Origin of the sequence: Ralstonia sp. 1138 (genome assembly GCF_040544795.1) — a bacterium.
Classification (GTDB): Bacteria; Pseudomonadota; Gammaproteobacteria; order Burkholderiales; family Burkholderiaceae; genus Ralstonia; species Ralstonia flatus.
Genome location: NZ_JBEPKQ010000003.1, coordinates 424,763 through 439,353 on the forward strand (window position 1 = coordinate 424,763; position 14,591 = coordinate 439,353).

15 protein-coding genes are annotated in these 14,591 nt (G+C 66.6%); 9 read left to right on the forward strand and 6 right to left on the reverse strand.

Annotated features, from left to right (window positions below):
• Positions 1–185: 185 nt before the first annotated feature.
• Genes ABIC76_RS14885 through cobC form a run of 7 tightly spaced genes read left to right on the forward strand, consistent with a single transcriptional unit; the run spans position 186 to position 6,931 of the window.
• On the forward strand, positions 186–2,075 hold the full coding sequence (locus ABIC76_RS14885; RefSeq protein ID WP_180815256.1) for a TonB-dependent receptor plug domain-containing protein: 1,890 nt from the start codon (positions 186–188) through the stop codon (positions 2,073–2,075).
• Entirely contained in the window at positions 2,072–3,091 is a 1,020-nt protein-coding gene (locus ABIC76_RS14890; RefSeq protein ID WP_102066616.1) for a FecCD family ABC transporter permease, read from the forward strand. Before ABIC76_RS14885 ends, ABIC76_RS14890 begins: the two co-directional genes overlap by 4 nt.
• Positions 3,088–3,927: an ABC transporter ATP-binding protein gene (locus tag ABIC76_RS14895; protein ID WP_354534434.1), complete on the forward strand. Its 840-nt coding sequence runs from the start codon at positions 3,088–3,090 to the stop codon at positions 3,925–3,927. The genes ABIC76_RS14890 and ABIC76_RS14895 overlap by 4 nt, the downstream gene beginning before the upstream one ends.
• On the forward strand, positions 3,917–4,537 hold the full coding sequence (cobO, locus tag ABIC76_RS14900) for a cob(I)yrinic acid a,c-diamide adenosyltransferase (protein ID WP_316878800.1): 621 nt from the start codon (positions 3,917–3,919) through the stop codon (positions 4,535–4,537). The genes ABIC76_RS14895 and cobO overlap by 11 nt, the downstream gene beginning before the upstream one ends.
• Entirely contained in the window at positions 4,537–5,601 is a 1,065-nt protein-coding gene (cobT, locus tag ABIC76_RS14905; RefSeq protein ID WP_502947858.1) for a nicotinate-nucleotide--dimethylbenzimidazole phosphoribosyltransferase, read from the forward strand. Before cobO ends, cobT begins: the two co-directional genes overlap by 1 nt.
• Complete coding sequence (locus ABIC76_RS14910; RefSeq protein WP_354534435.1) at positions 5,598–6,368, forward strand: adenosylcobinamide-GDP ribazoletransferase; 771 nt, start codon at positions 5,598–5,600, stop codon at positions 6,366–6,368. The genes cobT and ABIC76_RS14910 overlap by 4 nt, the downstream gene beginning before the upstream one ends.
• A complete protein-coding gene (cobC, locus tag ABIC76_RS14915; RefSeq protein WP_354534436.1) occupies positions 6,353–6,931 on the forward strand; it encodes an alpha-ribazole phosphatase in 579 nt (192 codons plus the stop codon). Before ABIC76_RS14910 ends, cobC begins: the two co-directional genes overlap by 16 nt.
• A gap of 12 nt (positions 6,932–6,943) precedes the next feature.
• On the opposite strand, the gene ABIC76_RS14920 is transcribed toward cobC, so the two are convergent.
• The 4 genes from ABIC76_RS14920 to cobU are packed head-to-tail and all read right to left on the reverse strand — an operon-like array spanning position 6,944 to position 10,468.
• On the reverse strand, positions 6,944–7,900 hold the full coding sequence (locus ABIC76_RS14920) for a cobalamin-binding protein (RefSeq protein ID WP_354534437.1): 957 nt from the start codon (positions 7,898–7,900) through the stop codon (positions 6,944–6,946).
• Positions 7,901–7,911: 11 nt separating this feature from the next.
• On the reverse strand, positions 7,912–8,919 hold the full coding sequence (gene cobD / locus ABIC76_RS14925) for a threonine-phosphate decarboxylase CobD (RefSeq protein ID WP_354534438.1): 1,008 nt from the start codon (positions 8,917–8,919) through the stop codon (positions 7,912–7,914).
• Positions 8,916–9,896, reverse strand: a complete 981-nt coding sequence (gene cbiB, locus ABIC76_RS14930; RefSeq protein WP_354534439.1) for an adenosylcobinamide-phosphate synthase CbiB — start codon at positions 9,894–9,896, stop codon at positions 8,916–8,918. Before cbiB ends, cobD begins: the two co-directional genes overlap by 4 nt.
• Complete coding sequence (gene cobU / locus ABIC76_RS14935) at positions 9,893–10,468, reverse strand: bifunctional adenosylcobinamide kinase/adenosylcobinamide-phosphate guanylyltransferase (RefSeq protein ID WP_354534441.1); 576 nt, start codon at positions 10,466–10,468, stop codon at positions 9,893–9,895. The genes cbiB and cobU overlap by 4 nt, the downstream gene beginning before the upstream one ends.
• Before the next feature lie 61 nt (positions 10,469–10,529).
• On the opposite strand from cobU, the gene ABIC76_RS14940 reads away from it, so the two are divergent.
• Together ABIC76_RS14940 and ABIC76_RS14945 are read left to right on the forward strand one after the other, a co-directional pair.
• Positions 10,530–12,026, forward strand: coding sequence for a cobyric acid synthase (locus ABIC76_RS14940; RefSeq protein WP_354534442.1), 1,497 nt, complete (start codon positions 10,530–10,532; stop codon positions 12,024–12,026).
• A 75-nt stretch (positions 12,027–12,101) separates the two neighbouring features.
• The gene (locus ABIC76_RS14945) at positions 12,102–12,767 is read left to right on the forward strand and encodes a nucleotide-binding protein (RefSeq protein WP_343547576.1); all 666 of its coding nucleotides are present in this window, start codon (positions 12,102–12,104) and stop codon (positions 12,765–12,767) included.
• Between the two features lie 48 nt (positions 12,768–12,815).
• Here ABIC76_RS14945 and panC read toward each other — a convergent pair whose 3' ends face one another.
• Entirely contained in the window at positions 12,816–13,667 is an 852-nt protein-coding gene (gene panC / locus ABIC76_RS14950) for a pantoate--beta-alanine ligase (RefSeq protein WP_027680789.1), read from the reverse strand.
• A 39-nt stretch (positions 13,668–13,706) separates the two neighbouring features.
• Entirely contained in the window at positions 13,707–14,588 is an 882-nt protein-coding gene (locus ABIC76_RS14955; protein ID WP_354534443.1) for a segregation and condensation protein A, read from the reverse strand.
• Positions 14,589–14,591: the final 3 nt, after the last annotated feature.

Here is a 14,591-nt window from a genome sequence, read left to right on the forward strand (position 1 = left end):
GTACCCATGTACGGCTGCGTTTCTCGGTCCAACCTCGGGCGGCTCGCTACGGACCGTGAGCCGGTTCTAAGCCGATGTGAGGGAACCGCATCGAGATCCTGCTGCCAGCGACCCGCGGGGGAACGGGTCCGGCTGACGCTTCTTGTCTTTTCAACATGAGCTTGACTACAAAGCGGCCACTCCGGATGCCCCGGACGGCCATGCGCGCGCTTGCCGCCGCACTCACGGGGGTCATGGCAGGTGCAGTTGCACCGGCCTGGGCACAAAGCACTACACAGGTTGCCAGCACGCCCGTGGGCGAGCTGAATCCGACAGTGGTCACGGCTTCGCGCAGCGAGCAGCCCCTGTCGGACGCGCTGCCGCACACGACGGTTATCAGCCGCGCCGATATCGAGCGCTCGCAGGCGCCGGATGCGGTGACGCTGCTGCGCCGCGAAGCCGGCATCGAAATCGCGCAGAACGGTGGCCCTGGCACCAACGCCAGCCTGTTCATGCGCGGTGCCAGTTCCAATCAGACGCTGGTTCTGATTGACGGTGTGCGCGTGGCGTCCGGCACTTCGGGCGGCGCCCAGATCGGGCAATTGATGGCCGATCAGATCGATCACATCGAGGTGGTGCGCGGCAACGTGTCTGCGCTGTACGGCTCCGATGCGATCGGCGGCGTGGTGCAGATCTTCACGCGCAACGGTCGCGGCCACGGCCCGCTCGCCAATGCCGAGATCGAATACGGCGCCCGCAATACCAAGCGCGCGCAGGCCGGCATCAGCGGCTCGCTGGGCGAGAACGGCGATACGTCGTTTGCGGTGTCGGTGTCGGAATTCAAGACCAACGGCTTCTCGACCATCAACCCGCTGCAGGCCCCCAAGGCTAACCCGAACGACAACTCGTACACGAACAAGAGCGTGTCGGCACAGTTGTCGCATCGTTTCTCCGCTGACTGGCAAGCGGGCCTGACGTACTTCCAGACCTGGGGCGATGTCAGCTACGACAGCGCCTTCGGCAAGCGGACCGATGACAACGTTGCGCACAACGTGGTGCGTTCGATGTCGGCCTACGTTGACGGCAAGGTGACGCAGGACTGGAAGACGCGCGTGACGCTGTCGCAGGGTGACGACCGCAGCCTGAACTTCACGAACGGTGTTCTGCAAGTGCCGTCGCGCTTCAATACGCGCAATCAGACGGCGAGCTGGCAGAACGACTGGGCCTTCATGCCCAACCAGTTGCTGAAGGTGGGCCTGGAGCATCTGCAGACCAGCGTCGACAGCGATGCGTACAACGTGCCCACGCGCAACGTCGATTCCGCCTACATCGGTTACGAAGGCAAGTTCGGTCCGCATCAGCTGCAGTTGAACCTGCGTCGCGACCGCTACTCGGACTTCGGGGGCGCCAACAGCTATTACGCCGGCTACGGCTTCGCATTCAATCCGCAATGGAAGGCGGTGGCGAGCGTGAGCAATGCCTTCCGCGCGCCGAGCTTCAACGAGCTTTACTACCCGTTCTTCGGCAGCCCGACTCTGCAGCCCGAGAAGGCGCGCTCGGTGGAAGCCGGCGTCGAGTACAGCAGCGCGATGGGCCTGGTGCGCGTGACGGCGTTCGAGACCGACTACAGCAACCTGATCACGAGCGCGTTCGATCCGGTGTCGGGCAACTTCCTGGCCGCCAACGTGAACCGCGCGCGGGTGAACGGCGTGGAAACCTCGTATCGGGGTTCGATCTATGGCGTGGACCTGCGTGCCAGCTTTACCATGCAGAACCCGCAGGACTTGTCGGCCAACCAGTTGCTGTCGCGCCGGGCACGGCACTTCGGCAGCGTTTCGGCGTACAAGACGTTCGGGCCCTTCTCGGCGGGCGTGGAGTGGAATGCAGCGGGGGACCGCCAGGATTCGACCAAGACGCTCGGCGGCTACGGCTTGCTGAACCTGGTCGGCCGCTACCAGATCACGCCGGACTGGGCGGTGTCGGCACGTGTTGAAAACGTGACGAACAAGAACTACCAGTTGATCTACCCGTACAACACGGCATCGCGTGGGGTGTTCTTCACGCTGTCGTGGCAACAGCACGAACCGAAGCGATGACAACACCTGCACTGCCCGCACGCGGTTTTGCCTGGCGACTGTGGTCGCTGCTGGCACTCGCGTGCGTGGTGGTGCTGGTGGCGTCGTTGATGCTCGGCAGTGTGAGGCTATCGCCCGCCGAGGTCTGGCGGGCCCTCTTTTTTGGCAATAGCGGTGGCGATAGCTTGGCTGCGGGCATCGTCACCGAATTGCGCCTGCCGCGTGCAGGTGCTGCGTTTGCTGCCGGCGGGCTGCTGGCCTTTGCCGGGGCGCTCATGCAGATGCTGCTGCGCAATCCGCTGGCCGATCCGTATGTGCTGGGCGTCTCCGGTGGCGGGGCAGTGGCGGCGCTGACGGCGATGTTGTTTTCGCTGCCGTGGTGGGCAGTGCAGACGAGCGCCGGCGCCGGAGCACTGCTGTCGATGGCGCTGGTGGCCGCGTTGGCGCGCCAGCACCTGTGGCGCGGCGAGCCGGGCGAGGCCAACGCGCGCCTGCTGCTCGGTGGCGTGGTCATGGCGTCCGGCTGGGTTGGCCTGATTACGCTCATCCTGACTGTTGCGCCCGAGAACAAGCTGCGCGGCATGATTTTCTGGATGGTCGGCGACCTCGGTGGCGCCGATCGTTACGCGGGCGCGTTGCTGGCGCTCGTGGCGGCGGTGGCCGCTGTATTGCCGCACGCGCGTGACCTGAACGTGCTGCTGACCGGCGAAACGCGCGCCCGTGCGCTGGGCGTGCCGGTGGCGCGGGTGCGTGCGCTGATCTACGTGGTGGCTTCGCTATGCACGGCGGTGGCGGTCACCATTGCGGGTTCCGTCGCCTTTGTCGGCCTGCTGGTGCCGCACATGGTGCGCCTGGCGTGGACGCGCGACGTGCGCATCCACTTGCCTGCTACGGCGATGGCCGGCGGTGGGCTCCTGATGCTGGCCGACCTGATCGCCCGCACACTGATTGCCCCAACGCAACTGCCCGTGGGCGTGATCACCACCATGCTCGGCGTGCCGACGTTTCTCTATTTGCTGATGCGGAGCGCGCGATGAGCTGGTGGCGCCGTCCAAGTCCTGCTCCGGATGCATTCGCGCGATTGGACGCAGCGCCCGAACTGGCGCTGCGCGATCTGCGAGTGGCCATCGATGGGCGTGTGCTGATCGAGCGGTTGTCGATGACGGCCACCGCCGGGCAGCTCTGGTGCGTGGTCGGCCCGAACGGCGCAGGCAAGTCGACCTGGTTGTCGGTGCTGGCGGGCTTGCGTTCGCCGGACGGCGGCAGCGTCGCGCTCGACGGTGTGCCGCTTGCCGATTGGCCTGCACTGGCGATGGCGCGGCGCCGCGCGTTTCTGCCGCAGACCTTGCATGACACGTTCCCGATCACTGTGTACGATGCCGTGATGACGGGCCGCCATCCGCACCTTGCGCGCTGGGAGTGGGAAGGCGACGCCGATGCCCGCGCCGTGGATGCCGCGATGTCTGCACTGCAATTGCAGCCGCTTGCCCAGCGCGATGTGCGCACCCTTTCCGGCGGTGAGCGACAGCGCGTGGCGATGGCTGCCGTGGTGGCGCAGGAGGCGCGCGTGCTGCTGCTCGATGAACCTGTCGCCCACCTCGATTTGCATCAGCAGATCGCCGTGCTGCGCCTGCTGCGCGAAGGCTGCCGCAAGCAGGGCTGGCTGGTCATGCTGACGGTGCATGACTTGAACCTTGCGCGCCGCTTCGCCACGCACGCCCTGTTGATGGACGGCGCGGGACACACCAACGCCGGCATCGCGGCCGATGTGCTCACGCCCGAGCACTGCGCGCGCGTGCTGCGCACCCCCATTGCCGAGGTGGCTGACGGCCGCCACACGGCCCTGATTCCTGATGAACCCGATGACGACTGAAGACAACAACGATGGCCTGAACGAGCGCCACCGCTCACGCATGCAGCGCAAGAAGGCGGTGGTGGACGCCAAGATTGCCGCCGCGACCGACGTTCGTGGTGTGCTGCTCGTCAACACCGGCAACGGCAAGGGCAAATCCAGCTCCGGCTTTGGCATGGTGATCCGCGCCATGGGCCACGACATGCAGGTCGGCGTGGTGCAATTCATCAAGGGCGCGATCCCGACCGGCGAAGAACGTTTCCTGCGCCGCTTTCCCGAACAATGCCGCTTTCACGTGATGGGCGAAGGCTACACATGGGAGACGCAGGACCGCACGCGCGACATTGAAAAAGCCCAGGCCGCATGGGCTTGTGCCCGTGAACTGCTGAGCGATCCGACCATCGGCCTGGTGCTGCTGGACGAACTGAACATTGCGCTCAAGTATCACTACCTTGACGTGCAGACGGTATTGGCCGATTTGCGTGCGCGGCCGCCGGCGCAGCATGTGGTGATTACCGGACGCGGCGCGCCGCCGGAGCTGATCGACGCTGCCGACACCGTGACCGACATGACGCTGGTCAAGCACGCGTTTTCCCAAGGCATCCAGGCGCAGCCGGGAGTCGAACTGTAATGAAACAAGCGATGCACATTCCGCCATTTGACGATGCGTTGCGCGCCCGCCTGCAGGCGGCCGTGGATTGCAAGACCAAGCCGCTCGGCGCGCTTGGCCGGCTTGAATCGCTGGCCGTGCAGATCGGCCTGATCCAGAACACCGACACACCGCAGCTGACGCGCCCCGCAATGGTCGTGTTTGCTGCAGACCACGGCATCGCCCACGCTGGCGTGAGCGCGTATCCACAAGCGGTGACAGCCCAGATGGTGCTCAACTTCATCGCGGGCGGCGCGGCCGTCAACGTGTTCTGCCGCCAGCACGGGTTTGCGCTGGAAGTGGTGAACGCAGGCGTCGCCGCGCCGTTGTGGACGGCCGATACGCCGGGCCTGATCGATGCGCCCGTTGGCCCCGGTACGCGCAACTTTGCCGCCGAGGGCGTTCAGCAAGCGGCCATGACCGCCGACGAACGCGACCGCGCCATGGCACTCGGTGCGCAACGCGTAGCACACCATGCGGCGCTGGGCACCAACGTGATCGCGCTGGGCGAAATGGGCATCGCCAACACGGCGTCTGCCGCCTGCCTGATGGCGCGCTTGTGCGATCTTCCCGTCGCGCAATGCGTGGGCCGCGGCACCGGGCTGGACGACGACGGCCTCGCCCACAAGCGCGCCGTGCTGGAAGCGGCGATGGCAAAGCACGTTGACGTCCGCAAGCCGCTGGACGTGCTTGCGTGCTTCGGCGGCTTCGAGGTCGCGGCGATGGTGGGGGCGGTGCTTGAAGCGGCGCAGCGGCGCATGGTCATCCTCGTCGACGGGTTCATTGCGACGGCCGCCGTGCTGGTGGCGGCCCGTGTGGCGCCCGACGTGCTGCGCTATTGCGTGTTCGGTCATGTCTCGGACGAGCGCGGGCATCGCGCGTTGCTGGAGGTGCTCGATGCGCGGCCATTGCTGTCGCTGTCGTTGCGGCTGGGCGAGGGCAGCGGTGCGGTGCTGGCGTATCCCGTGGTCGTCTCGGCGGTGGCGTTCCTGCGCGAGATGGCGACCTTCGCCAGCGCAGGCGTGAGCGAGCGCGCATCGCCATGAATGCCTGGCGCGAACATTGGCAGGCGCTGTGGACGGCGGTCGGGTATTTCACCCGCATCCCCGTGCCGGCGTCGGTCGGGTTCTCGCAAGCGGGGTTGAATCGCGCGGCGCGCTACTTTCCGCTGATCGGGTGGCTGGTGGGCGCGGTGGCAGCCGCGGTGTATTGGCTCGTGTCGCGCACGGTGCCCGCGCCCGGTGTGGCGGTGGCCGTGTCGATGGTGGTGACGCTGTTGCTGACCGGTGCGTTTCACGAAGACGGTCTGGCCGATTGCGCAGACGGTTTTGGCGGCGGCTACACGCCTGAAGACCGGTTGCGCATCATGCACGACTCGCGCATCGGCGCGTTCGGCGCGATTGCCGTGTGCATGGCGCTGCTGCTGAAGTGGCAATTGCTGAGCGCGATGGCGCCGCATGGCATTGACCTCCTCGTTGCAATGGTGGCTGCGCACGCTGCCAGCCGCGCTGCTGCCGTCAGCTACCTGCTCACGCATGACTACGTGCGGGCGGAAGGCAAGGCCAAGCCGGTCGCGCAACGCATGCGATGCAGCGACGCACTGTGGGCTGGCGCGTTCGGTGTCGCGCCTCTGCTGTGGTTCGGGCCGATCTGCGCGGCGTTCATCGTCGTCGGCTTGATCGTTGCGCGCTGGCTGCTGGGCCGCTACTTCGTGCGCCGCATCGGTGGCATCACGGGCGATTGCCTGGGCATGGCGCAGCAGATGTTCGAGCTGCTGATCCTGTGGGGACTGCTGGCATGGATGTCATCCTGATTCGCCACGCGCGGCCCGCCATGACGGCAGGTCTCTGCTATGGCCGCACCGATCTGGAGCTGGCGTCGCCGATGGACCCGGAGCCGTCGGCCATCGTCGAGAAACTCGCCGCACACGCTCCGCATCGTCTGCTGGCAAGCCCGTTGCAACGCAGCCGCCTGACGGCCGAAGCGATGGCGCAAGCGGCTCAACTCCCTGCGATCGAACTCGATGCGCAATTGATGGAACTCGATTTTGGTGCCTGGGAAGGCTGCCAATGGGATGACATCCCGCGCGCCGAAATCGACCGCTGGGCGCGCGATCTCGTGCACTGCAATCCGCACGGCGGAGAATCGGCGGCGGATCTGCTGGCCCGCGTGACGACGTGGGCTGAGGCAACAAGCGCGACGCCCGTGCCCTGTGTGTGGGCGGTGACGCATGCCGGGTGCATGCGCGCGCTGGCGGCGCATTGGTTGCAACGGCCGCTGGCCGAGACGCTGCAATGGCCGTTGCAATGGGGGGCAGCCTGCGGCTTTCGCGTGCTGCCCGACACGTTGCCGGTGCTGCTGTTCTGGAACCGCTGAGCGGCGCGAGGTTTAACGACCCGGCCCGTTGACGGCTTGTGAACCGAGGCGCCGCGTGCGGGCTTGCTCCAGGTCTTCGCACAACACGGTCGCGGCTTCCACAAGGCGCGGACCAAAGCGGTTGATCAGGTCGCCGTTGATGCTGAAGAGGTTGCCGCGCTGCACGGCCAGCAATTGCGGCCAGCGCTTCCATGCGTCGAGCGTATCGATCGGACGGCTGCCTTGCGTGGCGCCCATGCTGGCGGTCAGCAGCACTTCCGGGTTGGCTGCGATCACGGCCTCGGGCGAGACCGTCGGCACCAGCAAAGGCTCTCCCGCAAACACATTGCGACCGCCGCACAGCGCCAGCATGTCAGAGAAGATGTGCTGGCCGTTGAGCGTCATGAGCGGTTGGTCCCAGACCTGATAGAACACCGAAACCGGCGGCCGGCTCGCGTAGCGCTGACGCAGCGCATCGGCGCGTTGGCGAAATTGCTGCGCGGCGTCGTGCGCGCTCGCGCGGGTATCGAGCAGTGTGCCGAGCGCTTCGATCGAGCGCGGAATATCGCTCATGCGATGCGGCTCGGAGAAGAACAGCGGAATGCCGAGCGCGCGCAGGCGGTCGATCTGTTTCTGCGCGTTGCCGTGGCGCCAGACCACCACCAGGTCAGGCTTGAGGGCGGCGATGCGTTCCAGATCGAGCGAGCGGTTATCGCCCACGTGGGGAATGTCGCGCGCGGGCGGGGGGTAATCGCTGTAAGCCACGGTGCCAACGATGCGTGCCCCGCCGCCCGCCGCGAACAGCAGCTCGGTTGCATGCGGCGCGAGGCTGACGATGCGTTGTGCAGGGCGCTGTAGTGTCACGGCTGTGCCGGTATCGTCCGTGACGGAAATGGCCGCACATGCCGGTGCGGCAGCGATCGTGAGCGCAATGGCGGACAGACCGCACACATACAGGCGACGGGCGAGGCGAGAGAGACGAGCGGGCATCGGGGGGGAGGTCAAGCGGAGTGCGACAGCGATGCTAGCGCATCGGCAAGGCGTTGCCATCCGGTCTCGTCCGGGGGCAGGCCGAAGCGCAAGCCGCTGACGGGCGCATCGAACAGGCGCGTCCAGATGCCGAGGCGCGCCAGGCCTACGTGCAGCGCCGGTGCGTGCGTAGCGGGTGCCCAGGCAAACAGCGGTGTTGCGACATTCGGCAGCCCGTGGCGATCAAGCAACGCCGAGAGCCGCGCGCCGGCCGCCTGCAGTTGCGCGCGCGTGGCAGCTTGCCAGGCGGTGTCGGCCAGCGCCGACCGCACGACGGCACGCGCCGGACCGTTGACGGTCCAGTGTCCCAACGCCTCGCGCAGCGCGGTCAACAGTTCGGGTGCTGCCAGCGTGAAGCCGATGCGGGCCCCCGCCAGCCCGTAGAACTTGCCGATCGACCGCAGCACGACGAGCCCCGGCGTTCCTGCCAAAGGGGCCAACGTGGGGCCATCGTCGAACGCTTCGATAAACGCCTCGTCGACGATCAACGTCCCGCCGCGCGCATGCAGACGCATGTGCCAATCGCGCAGCGTTTCCGCGGGCACCAGGCGTGCCGTGGGGTTGTTCGGATTGACGACGACCAGATGCTGTACGTCCTTCGGCAGATCGCCGAGGAAAGCGGATTCGGGCAGCGGCACGACGTCGTGGCCAGCGCGCGCAAAGGCGGGCGCGTATTCGCTGTAGCCGATCTGCGCGATGCCGGTTCGCCCTCGCGGGAGCAGTGTGGGAAGGGTGCGGATCGCCGCCTGCGAACCAGCAACCGCCAGCACGGCATGCGCGTTGATCACGCCGTAGTGTGCGGCGGCCAGCGCTTCGAGGCCGTCGTCTTCGGGCAGGCGCAACCAGGCGTCGGGCGGGATCGGCGGAATGGAGTAGCCGTGCGGATTGATGCCTGTGGACAAGTCCAGCCAGCCGCCCGCTGGCTCGCCGTACCGCGCGCGTGCCGCAGCGAGATTGCCGCCATGCATGATGCCGCTCACGACAGACCCCACGCCAACGCTGCGATCAGGCCGAGCGCGCCGAGCCACAGCCACAACGTGTGCGACACGAGCGTCAATGCACGTGTGATATCGGCGGCTGTTGCTGGCTTGCCCGCGCCAAGCGGCGGACGTGCTTCTTCAACGCCTTCGTAGCGTGCCGCGCCACCGAGTTGAACGCGCAGGCTTCCGGCGCCCGCGGCCATCACCGGGCCGGCGTTCGGGCTCGACCATTGCGGTGCTTGCGTGCGCCAGCAGCGCAGCGCATCGGCGGTGCTGCCAAGCAGCGCGTAGCTGACGGCCGTGAGTCGCGCGGGCATCCAGTTGAGCACGTCGTCGATGCGCGCGGCGGCCCACCCAAAGCCGGTAAAGCGCGCATTGCGGTAGCCCCACATTGCATCGAGCGTGTTGGCCAGCCGGTACAGCATCACGCCAGGCGCGCCGGCCACAACCAGCCAGAACAGCGGCGCGAAGACGGCATCGCTACCGTTCTCCAACGCCGATTCCACCGCGGCGCGCGCGATGGGCTCGTCGGCCGCTTGCGTGAGGTCCCGCGAGACGATGCGCGAGGCGAGGGCGCGTGCGCGGGGCAGATCCGCATCGCGCAACGCAAGCGCGATCGGCGCGATGTGTTCATGCAGGCTGCGCGCGCCAATGGCGAAATACAGGGCGATCGCATCAAGCGCGACCACCAGCCACGGCGACACATCGCGCGCCATGACGACGAGCCATCCTGCCAGTAGCACGAAGGGCAGCACGGTCGCCGCCCATGCAAGAAGGCCGACGATGCGCGACCAGGCAAGCGCTGCCGGCCTGCGGTTCATGCGACGCTCCATCGCGGTCGCGATGCGTCCGAAGCCGACCAGCGGGTGCCAGCGCGGCACCTCACCGAACAGCCGATCGAGAAATACGCCCGCAAGCGCGGCCAGCGTCACGAGCGTCCACCCGAGATCGAACACGCCCCCCGACGATAAGCTCACGGTGCCGCGCCGAGTGCCGGCCCTTTCACCACCATTGGAATGCCGGCCACCAGCAGATGCACGTTGTCGGCCAGTGCGGCGAGGCGTTGGTTCAGCCGGCCCAGTTCGTCCACGTAGAACCGCGTGACGGCGCCCATCGGCACCACGCCCAGGCCGATTTCGTTGCTGACGAGGATGACCTCGCCGGGCAGCAGCGGCAGAGCGGTGAGGAGCGCGTCGATTTCGGCCGTCCAGGCTTCGGGCGGCGTGACGAGGCCGGTCTCAGGGTATTGGTGATGCTCTGAGAAGAGCAGGTTGTTGAGCCACAGCGTCATGCAGTCGACGAGCACGCAGCCACCGTGCTGCGCGTGCGTGTAGAGCGCTTCGGCCAGGAGCACGGGCTCTTCGACCAGCCCCCAGTTGGCGGGGCGGCGCGCACGGTGCAGGGCCACGCGCAGTTGCATTTCCTCATCGCCGTCGCCGGCGGTGGCAACGTACGTGACGGGTCCCGCGCATTGCAGCGCGAGCTGTTCGGCGTGGTGGCTCTTGCCTGAGCGGGCACCCCCGAGAACGAGTGTGAGACGGCGTGACATTCCCGCATTCTAGCGAGGGCGCAGCAGCTAGGCACGACAACGGCGATGCGATAATCCGCGCATGTCGAAAGCTCCATTTCCTGTGTCGCCGGACTTGCTTCGGGGCACGCTGATGATCCAGGGCACCACGTCCGACGCCGGCAAGAGCACGCTGGTCGCCGGCCTGTGCCGCGTCGCGCATCGTGCGGGTGTGCGCGTGGCGCCGTTCAAGCCGCAGAACATGGCGCTCAACAGCGCCGTCACCGCAGATGGCGGAGAGATCGGCCGCGCGCAGGCGTTGCAGGCGCAGGCGGCGGGCGTGGCGCCCACGGTCGACATGAACCCCGTCCTGCTCAAGCCCAACAGCGACACCGGCGCGCAGATCATCATCCACGGTCAGCCGCGCTGCGACCTCGACGCCCGTGCGTACCACGACTACAAGCCCACCGCCATGGCCGCCGTGCTCGAATCGCACACGCGGCTGCGCGCGCGTTACGACCTCGTGCTGGTCGAGGGCGCGGGCAGCCCGGCGGAGATCAACCTGCGCGACCGCGACATCGCCAACATGGGCTTTGCCGAAGCCGTCGATTGCCCCGTCGTGCTCGTTGCGGACATCGACCGCGGTGGCGTGTTCGCGCACTTGGTCGGCACGCTCGCCTGCTTGTCGGACAGCGAACGCGCGCGCGTGACGGGCTTCATCATCAACCGGTTTCGCGGCGATATTTCATTGCTGACGCCGGGGCTCGACTGGCTGACCGCGCAGACAGGCAAGCCGGTGTTTGGCGTGCTGCCGTATCTGCATGGCCTGCACCTCGACGCAGAAGACGCGGTGCAGACGGCGCAGCGCGCAACCTCGGCCGATGCGCTGCGCGTTGTCATTCCGGTGTTGCCGCGCGTGTCCAACCACACCGATTTCGATGCGCTGCGTGCGCATCCGCAGGTGGACGTTCGACTGGTCGGCCCTGGCCAGCCGATTCCGCCCGCCGACCTCATCATCCTGCCCGGCAGCAAGAGCGTGCAGGCCGATCTGGCCTGGCTGCGTAGCAACGGTTGGGAAGCGGCCATCGCGCGGCATCTGCGCTACGGCGGCAAGTTGATCGGTATCTGCGGCGGCATGCAGATGCTGGGGCGGCGCTTGCATGATCCGCAGGGGCTGGAAGGTGCGGCAGGCAGCGTCGACGGTCTTGGTTATCTCGATTTCGAGACCACGCTGGAGGCCGCCAAGCAGTTGCGCCAGGCGCGCGGCACGCTGGCGGGAAGCGGTGGGGCCATCGCCGGCTACGAAATCCACATGGGTGTGACCGAGGGGCCTGCGCTGGCATGCCCCGCCGTGCTGCTCGATGATGGCCGGGCAGATGGCGCGATTTCGACCGACGGGCAAATCTTCGCGACGTATCTGCACGGCTTGTTCGACTCACCCGAGGCCTGCCGCGCGCTGCTTGCCTGGGCCGGCGTGCGTGACGCGCAGGCGCAGGACTACGCCGCGTTGCGTGAGGCATCGCTCGAACGTCTGGCCGACACGTGCGAGACGCATCTGGATCTCGCCGCGCTCTTCAGAACGCTGCCACGTGCAGGCTGAGCCATAATTGCCGGATGGGCAGATTCGCCGGGTGATCGACTCGGCACATGATTCAACGAGCGCAAGGAGGCAGGCATGCCGGTGGCCGTTGTAGCGAATCCGAAGGGCGGGGTGGGCAAAAGCACGCTGGCCACCAATCTGGCCGGCTACTTTGCCGCGCAGAATCACGCCGTGATGCTGGGCGACACCGATCGCCAGCAGTCCTCGCGCGAATGGCTGGCCCTGCGTCCGGAAACCGCCAAGCCCATCCGCACCTGGGAAATCAACGCCGACCACATCGCCAAGCCGCCCAAGGGGACGACGCACGTGGTGCTCGATACGCCGGCGGGCCTCCACGGCTGGCGGCTGGGGGACCTCGTCAAGATGTCCGGTTACGTGATCGTGCCGCTGCAGCCTTCCATGTTCGACATCCTCGCCACGCAGGCCTTCCTGCGCAAACTGGCCGATGAAAAGCCTGTGCGTCATGGCGAGGTCAAGCTGGGCGTGGTCGGCATGCGCGTGGATATGCGTACGCGCGCGGCCGAACAGCTTCAACGTTTCGTGCAGGGGCTGGACGTGCCCATCCTCGGCTACCTGCGCGATACCCAGAACTACGTGCAACTCGCCGCGCATGGCTTGACGCTGTGGGACGTGGCCCCGTCGCGCGTGGCGAAGGATGTGGAGCAGTGGAGCGGCATTCTCGAGTGGCTGGGAGAATCGCCCCCGCAGACCAGCGTTGCCGATACGTCGGCGGCGGCATGAAAAAAGCCCGGCACTGCCGGGCTTTTTCGTGGACCAAGGCGCCGTCGCTCAGATTTCGAGGTTATCGATCAAGCGCGTCTTGCCGAGTTTGGCAGCCGTGAGCACGACCAGCGGTTCGCCGGCAGCGATGTTCTCGGGCGTCGGTTTTTGCAGGTCGGAGCGGCGGCGCACGGCCACGTAGTCGGGCTGCCAGCCACGGCCACGCAGGTATTCCATGGCCTTGGCCGTCACCTCTTCGTGCGACGCCTGACCTTGCAGGACGGTTTCCAGCACGTCCTGACGGACTTGGTGGAGCGTGCGATACAGCTCGGGAGCTTCGGCGCGCTCTTCGTTGGTCAGGTAGACATTGCGCGACGACAGCGCGAGGCCGTCGTCCGCGCGCACCGTTTCGGCGGGAACGATATCGACCGGCAACGCAAACTGATGCGCCATGCGGCGCACGATCATCAACTGCTGGTAATCCTTCTTGCCGAATACAGCGACGCGCGGTTGCACGCAGCAGAACAGCTTCATCACCACCGTGCACACGCCCTTGAAGAAGCCCGGGCGGAACTCGCCTTCGAGCGTGTCGCCCAGGTCGTGCGGCGGGTCGACGCGGTATTCCTGCGGCTCCGGGTACATGTCGCGCTCGGTGGGCGCGAACAGTACGTACACACCTTCCTTCTGCAGTTTTTCGATGTCGTCCTGCAGCGTGCGCGGGTATTTGTCGAAATCTTCGTTCGGCCCGAACTGCAGGCGGTTCACGAAAATGGACGCCACCACCGGGTCGCCGTGCTGGCGCGCCAAGCGCATCAGGCTCAGGTGGCCCTCATGCAGGTTGCCCATGGTCGGCACGAACGCGACGCGGTTCTGGCCGCGCAGCTGGTCGCGCAGTTCCTGGATCGACGAGATGACTTTCATAGTTGTTGTATGACCTGGCGCTGAGTCAGGTCGGACGGATTACGTCGGTGAATAGGCGAGACGCACGTAAATGGGCGCGTACGGTTCGGCCTGCGTGATTTCGAGCAGGGATTCGCGCGAAAGCTCGAGCATGGCGACAAAGTTGACGACCACGACGGGCGCACCCTTGCCGGACTGGATCGCTTCTTCGAACAGCTCGGTGAACTCCATGAACCGCGCGTGCTGCAGCCGGCGCAGGATCTGGCTCATGTGCTCGCGCACGGACAGCTCTTCGCGCGAGATCTTGTGGTGCTGTGTGAGCTTGGCCCGACGCAGCACGTCGGCCCAGGCGGCACGCAGGTCGTCGGAATCGACGTCGGGGTAGCGCGGCGCCAGGCTTTGCTCGATATACACCTGCGCGCGCAGGAAGTCGCGGCCCAGTTGCGGCACGGTGTCGAGCTTCTGCGCGGCCAGCTTCATCTGCTCGTATTCGAGCAGGCGGCGGACCAGTTCGGCGCGCGGGTCTTCGGGCTCGACGCCTTCGTCGGTCTTCTTGACCGGCAGCAGCATGCGCGACTTGATCTCGATGAGCATGGCCGCCATGAGCAGGTATTCGGCGGCCAACTCGAGGTTGGTCGCGCGAATTTGCTCGATGTACGCCAGGTACTGCCGCGTGACCTGCGCCAGCGGAATGTCCAGCACGTTGAAGTTCTGGCGCCGGATCAGGTACAGCAGCAAGTCCAGCGGCCCTTCAAACGCTTCAAGGAAGACCTCGAGCGCATCGGGCGGGATGTAGAGATCCTGCGGGAGCTTGAACAGCGGCTCCCCGTAGAGCCGTGCAAAGGCGAGGCCGTCGACCTGCGCGGGCGTGGAGTCCTGATCGGGCGCCACGCTGGGCAGCTCGACGGGCAGTGGCAGCTTGTCCTGCGCGGAAGTGGTCATGCG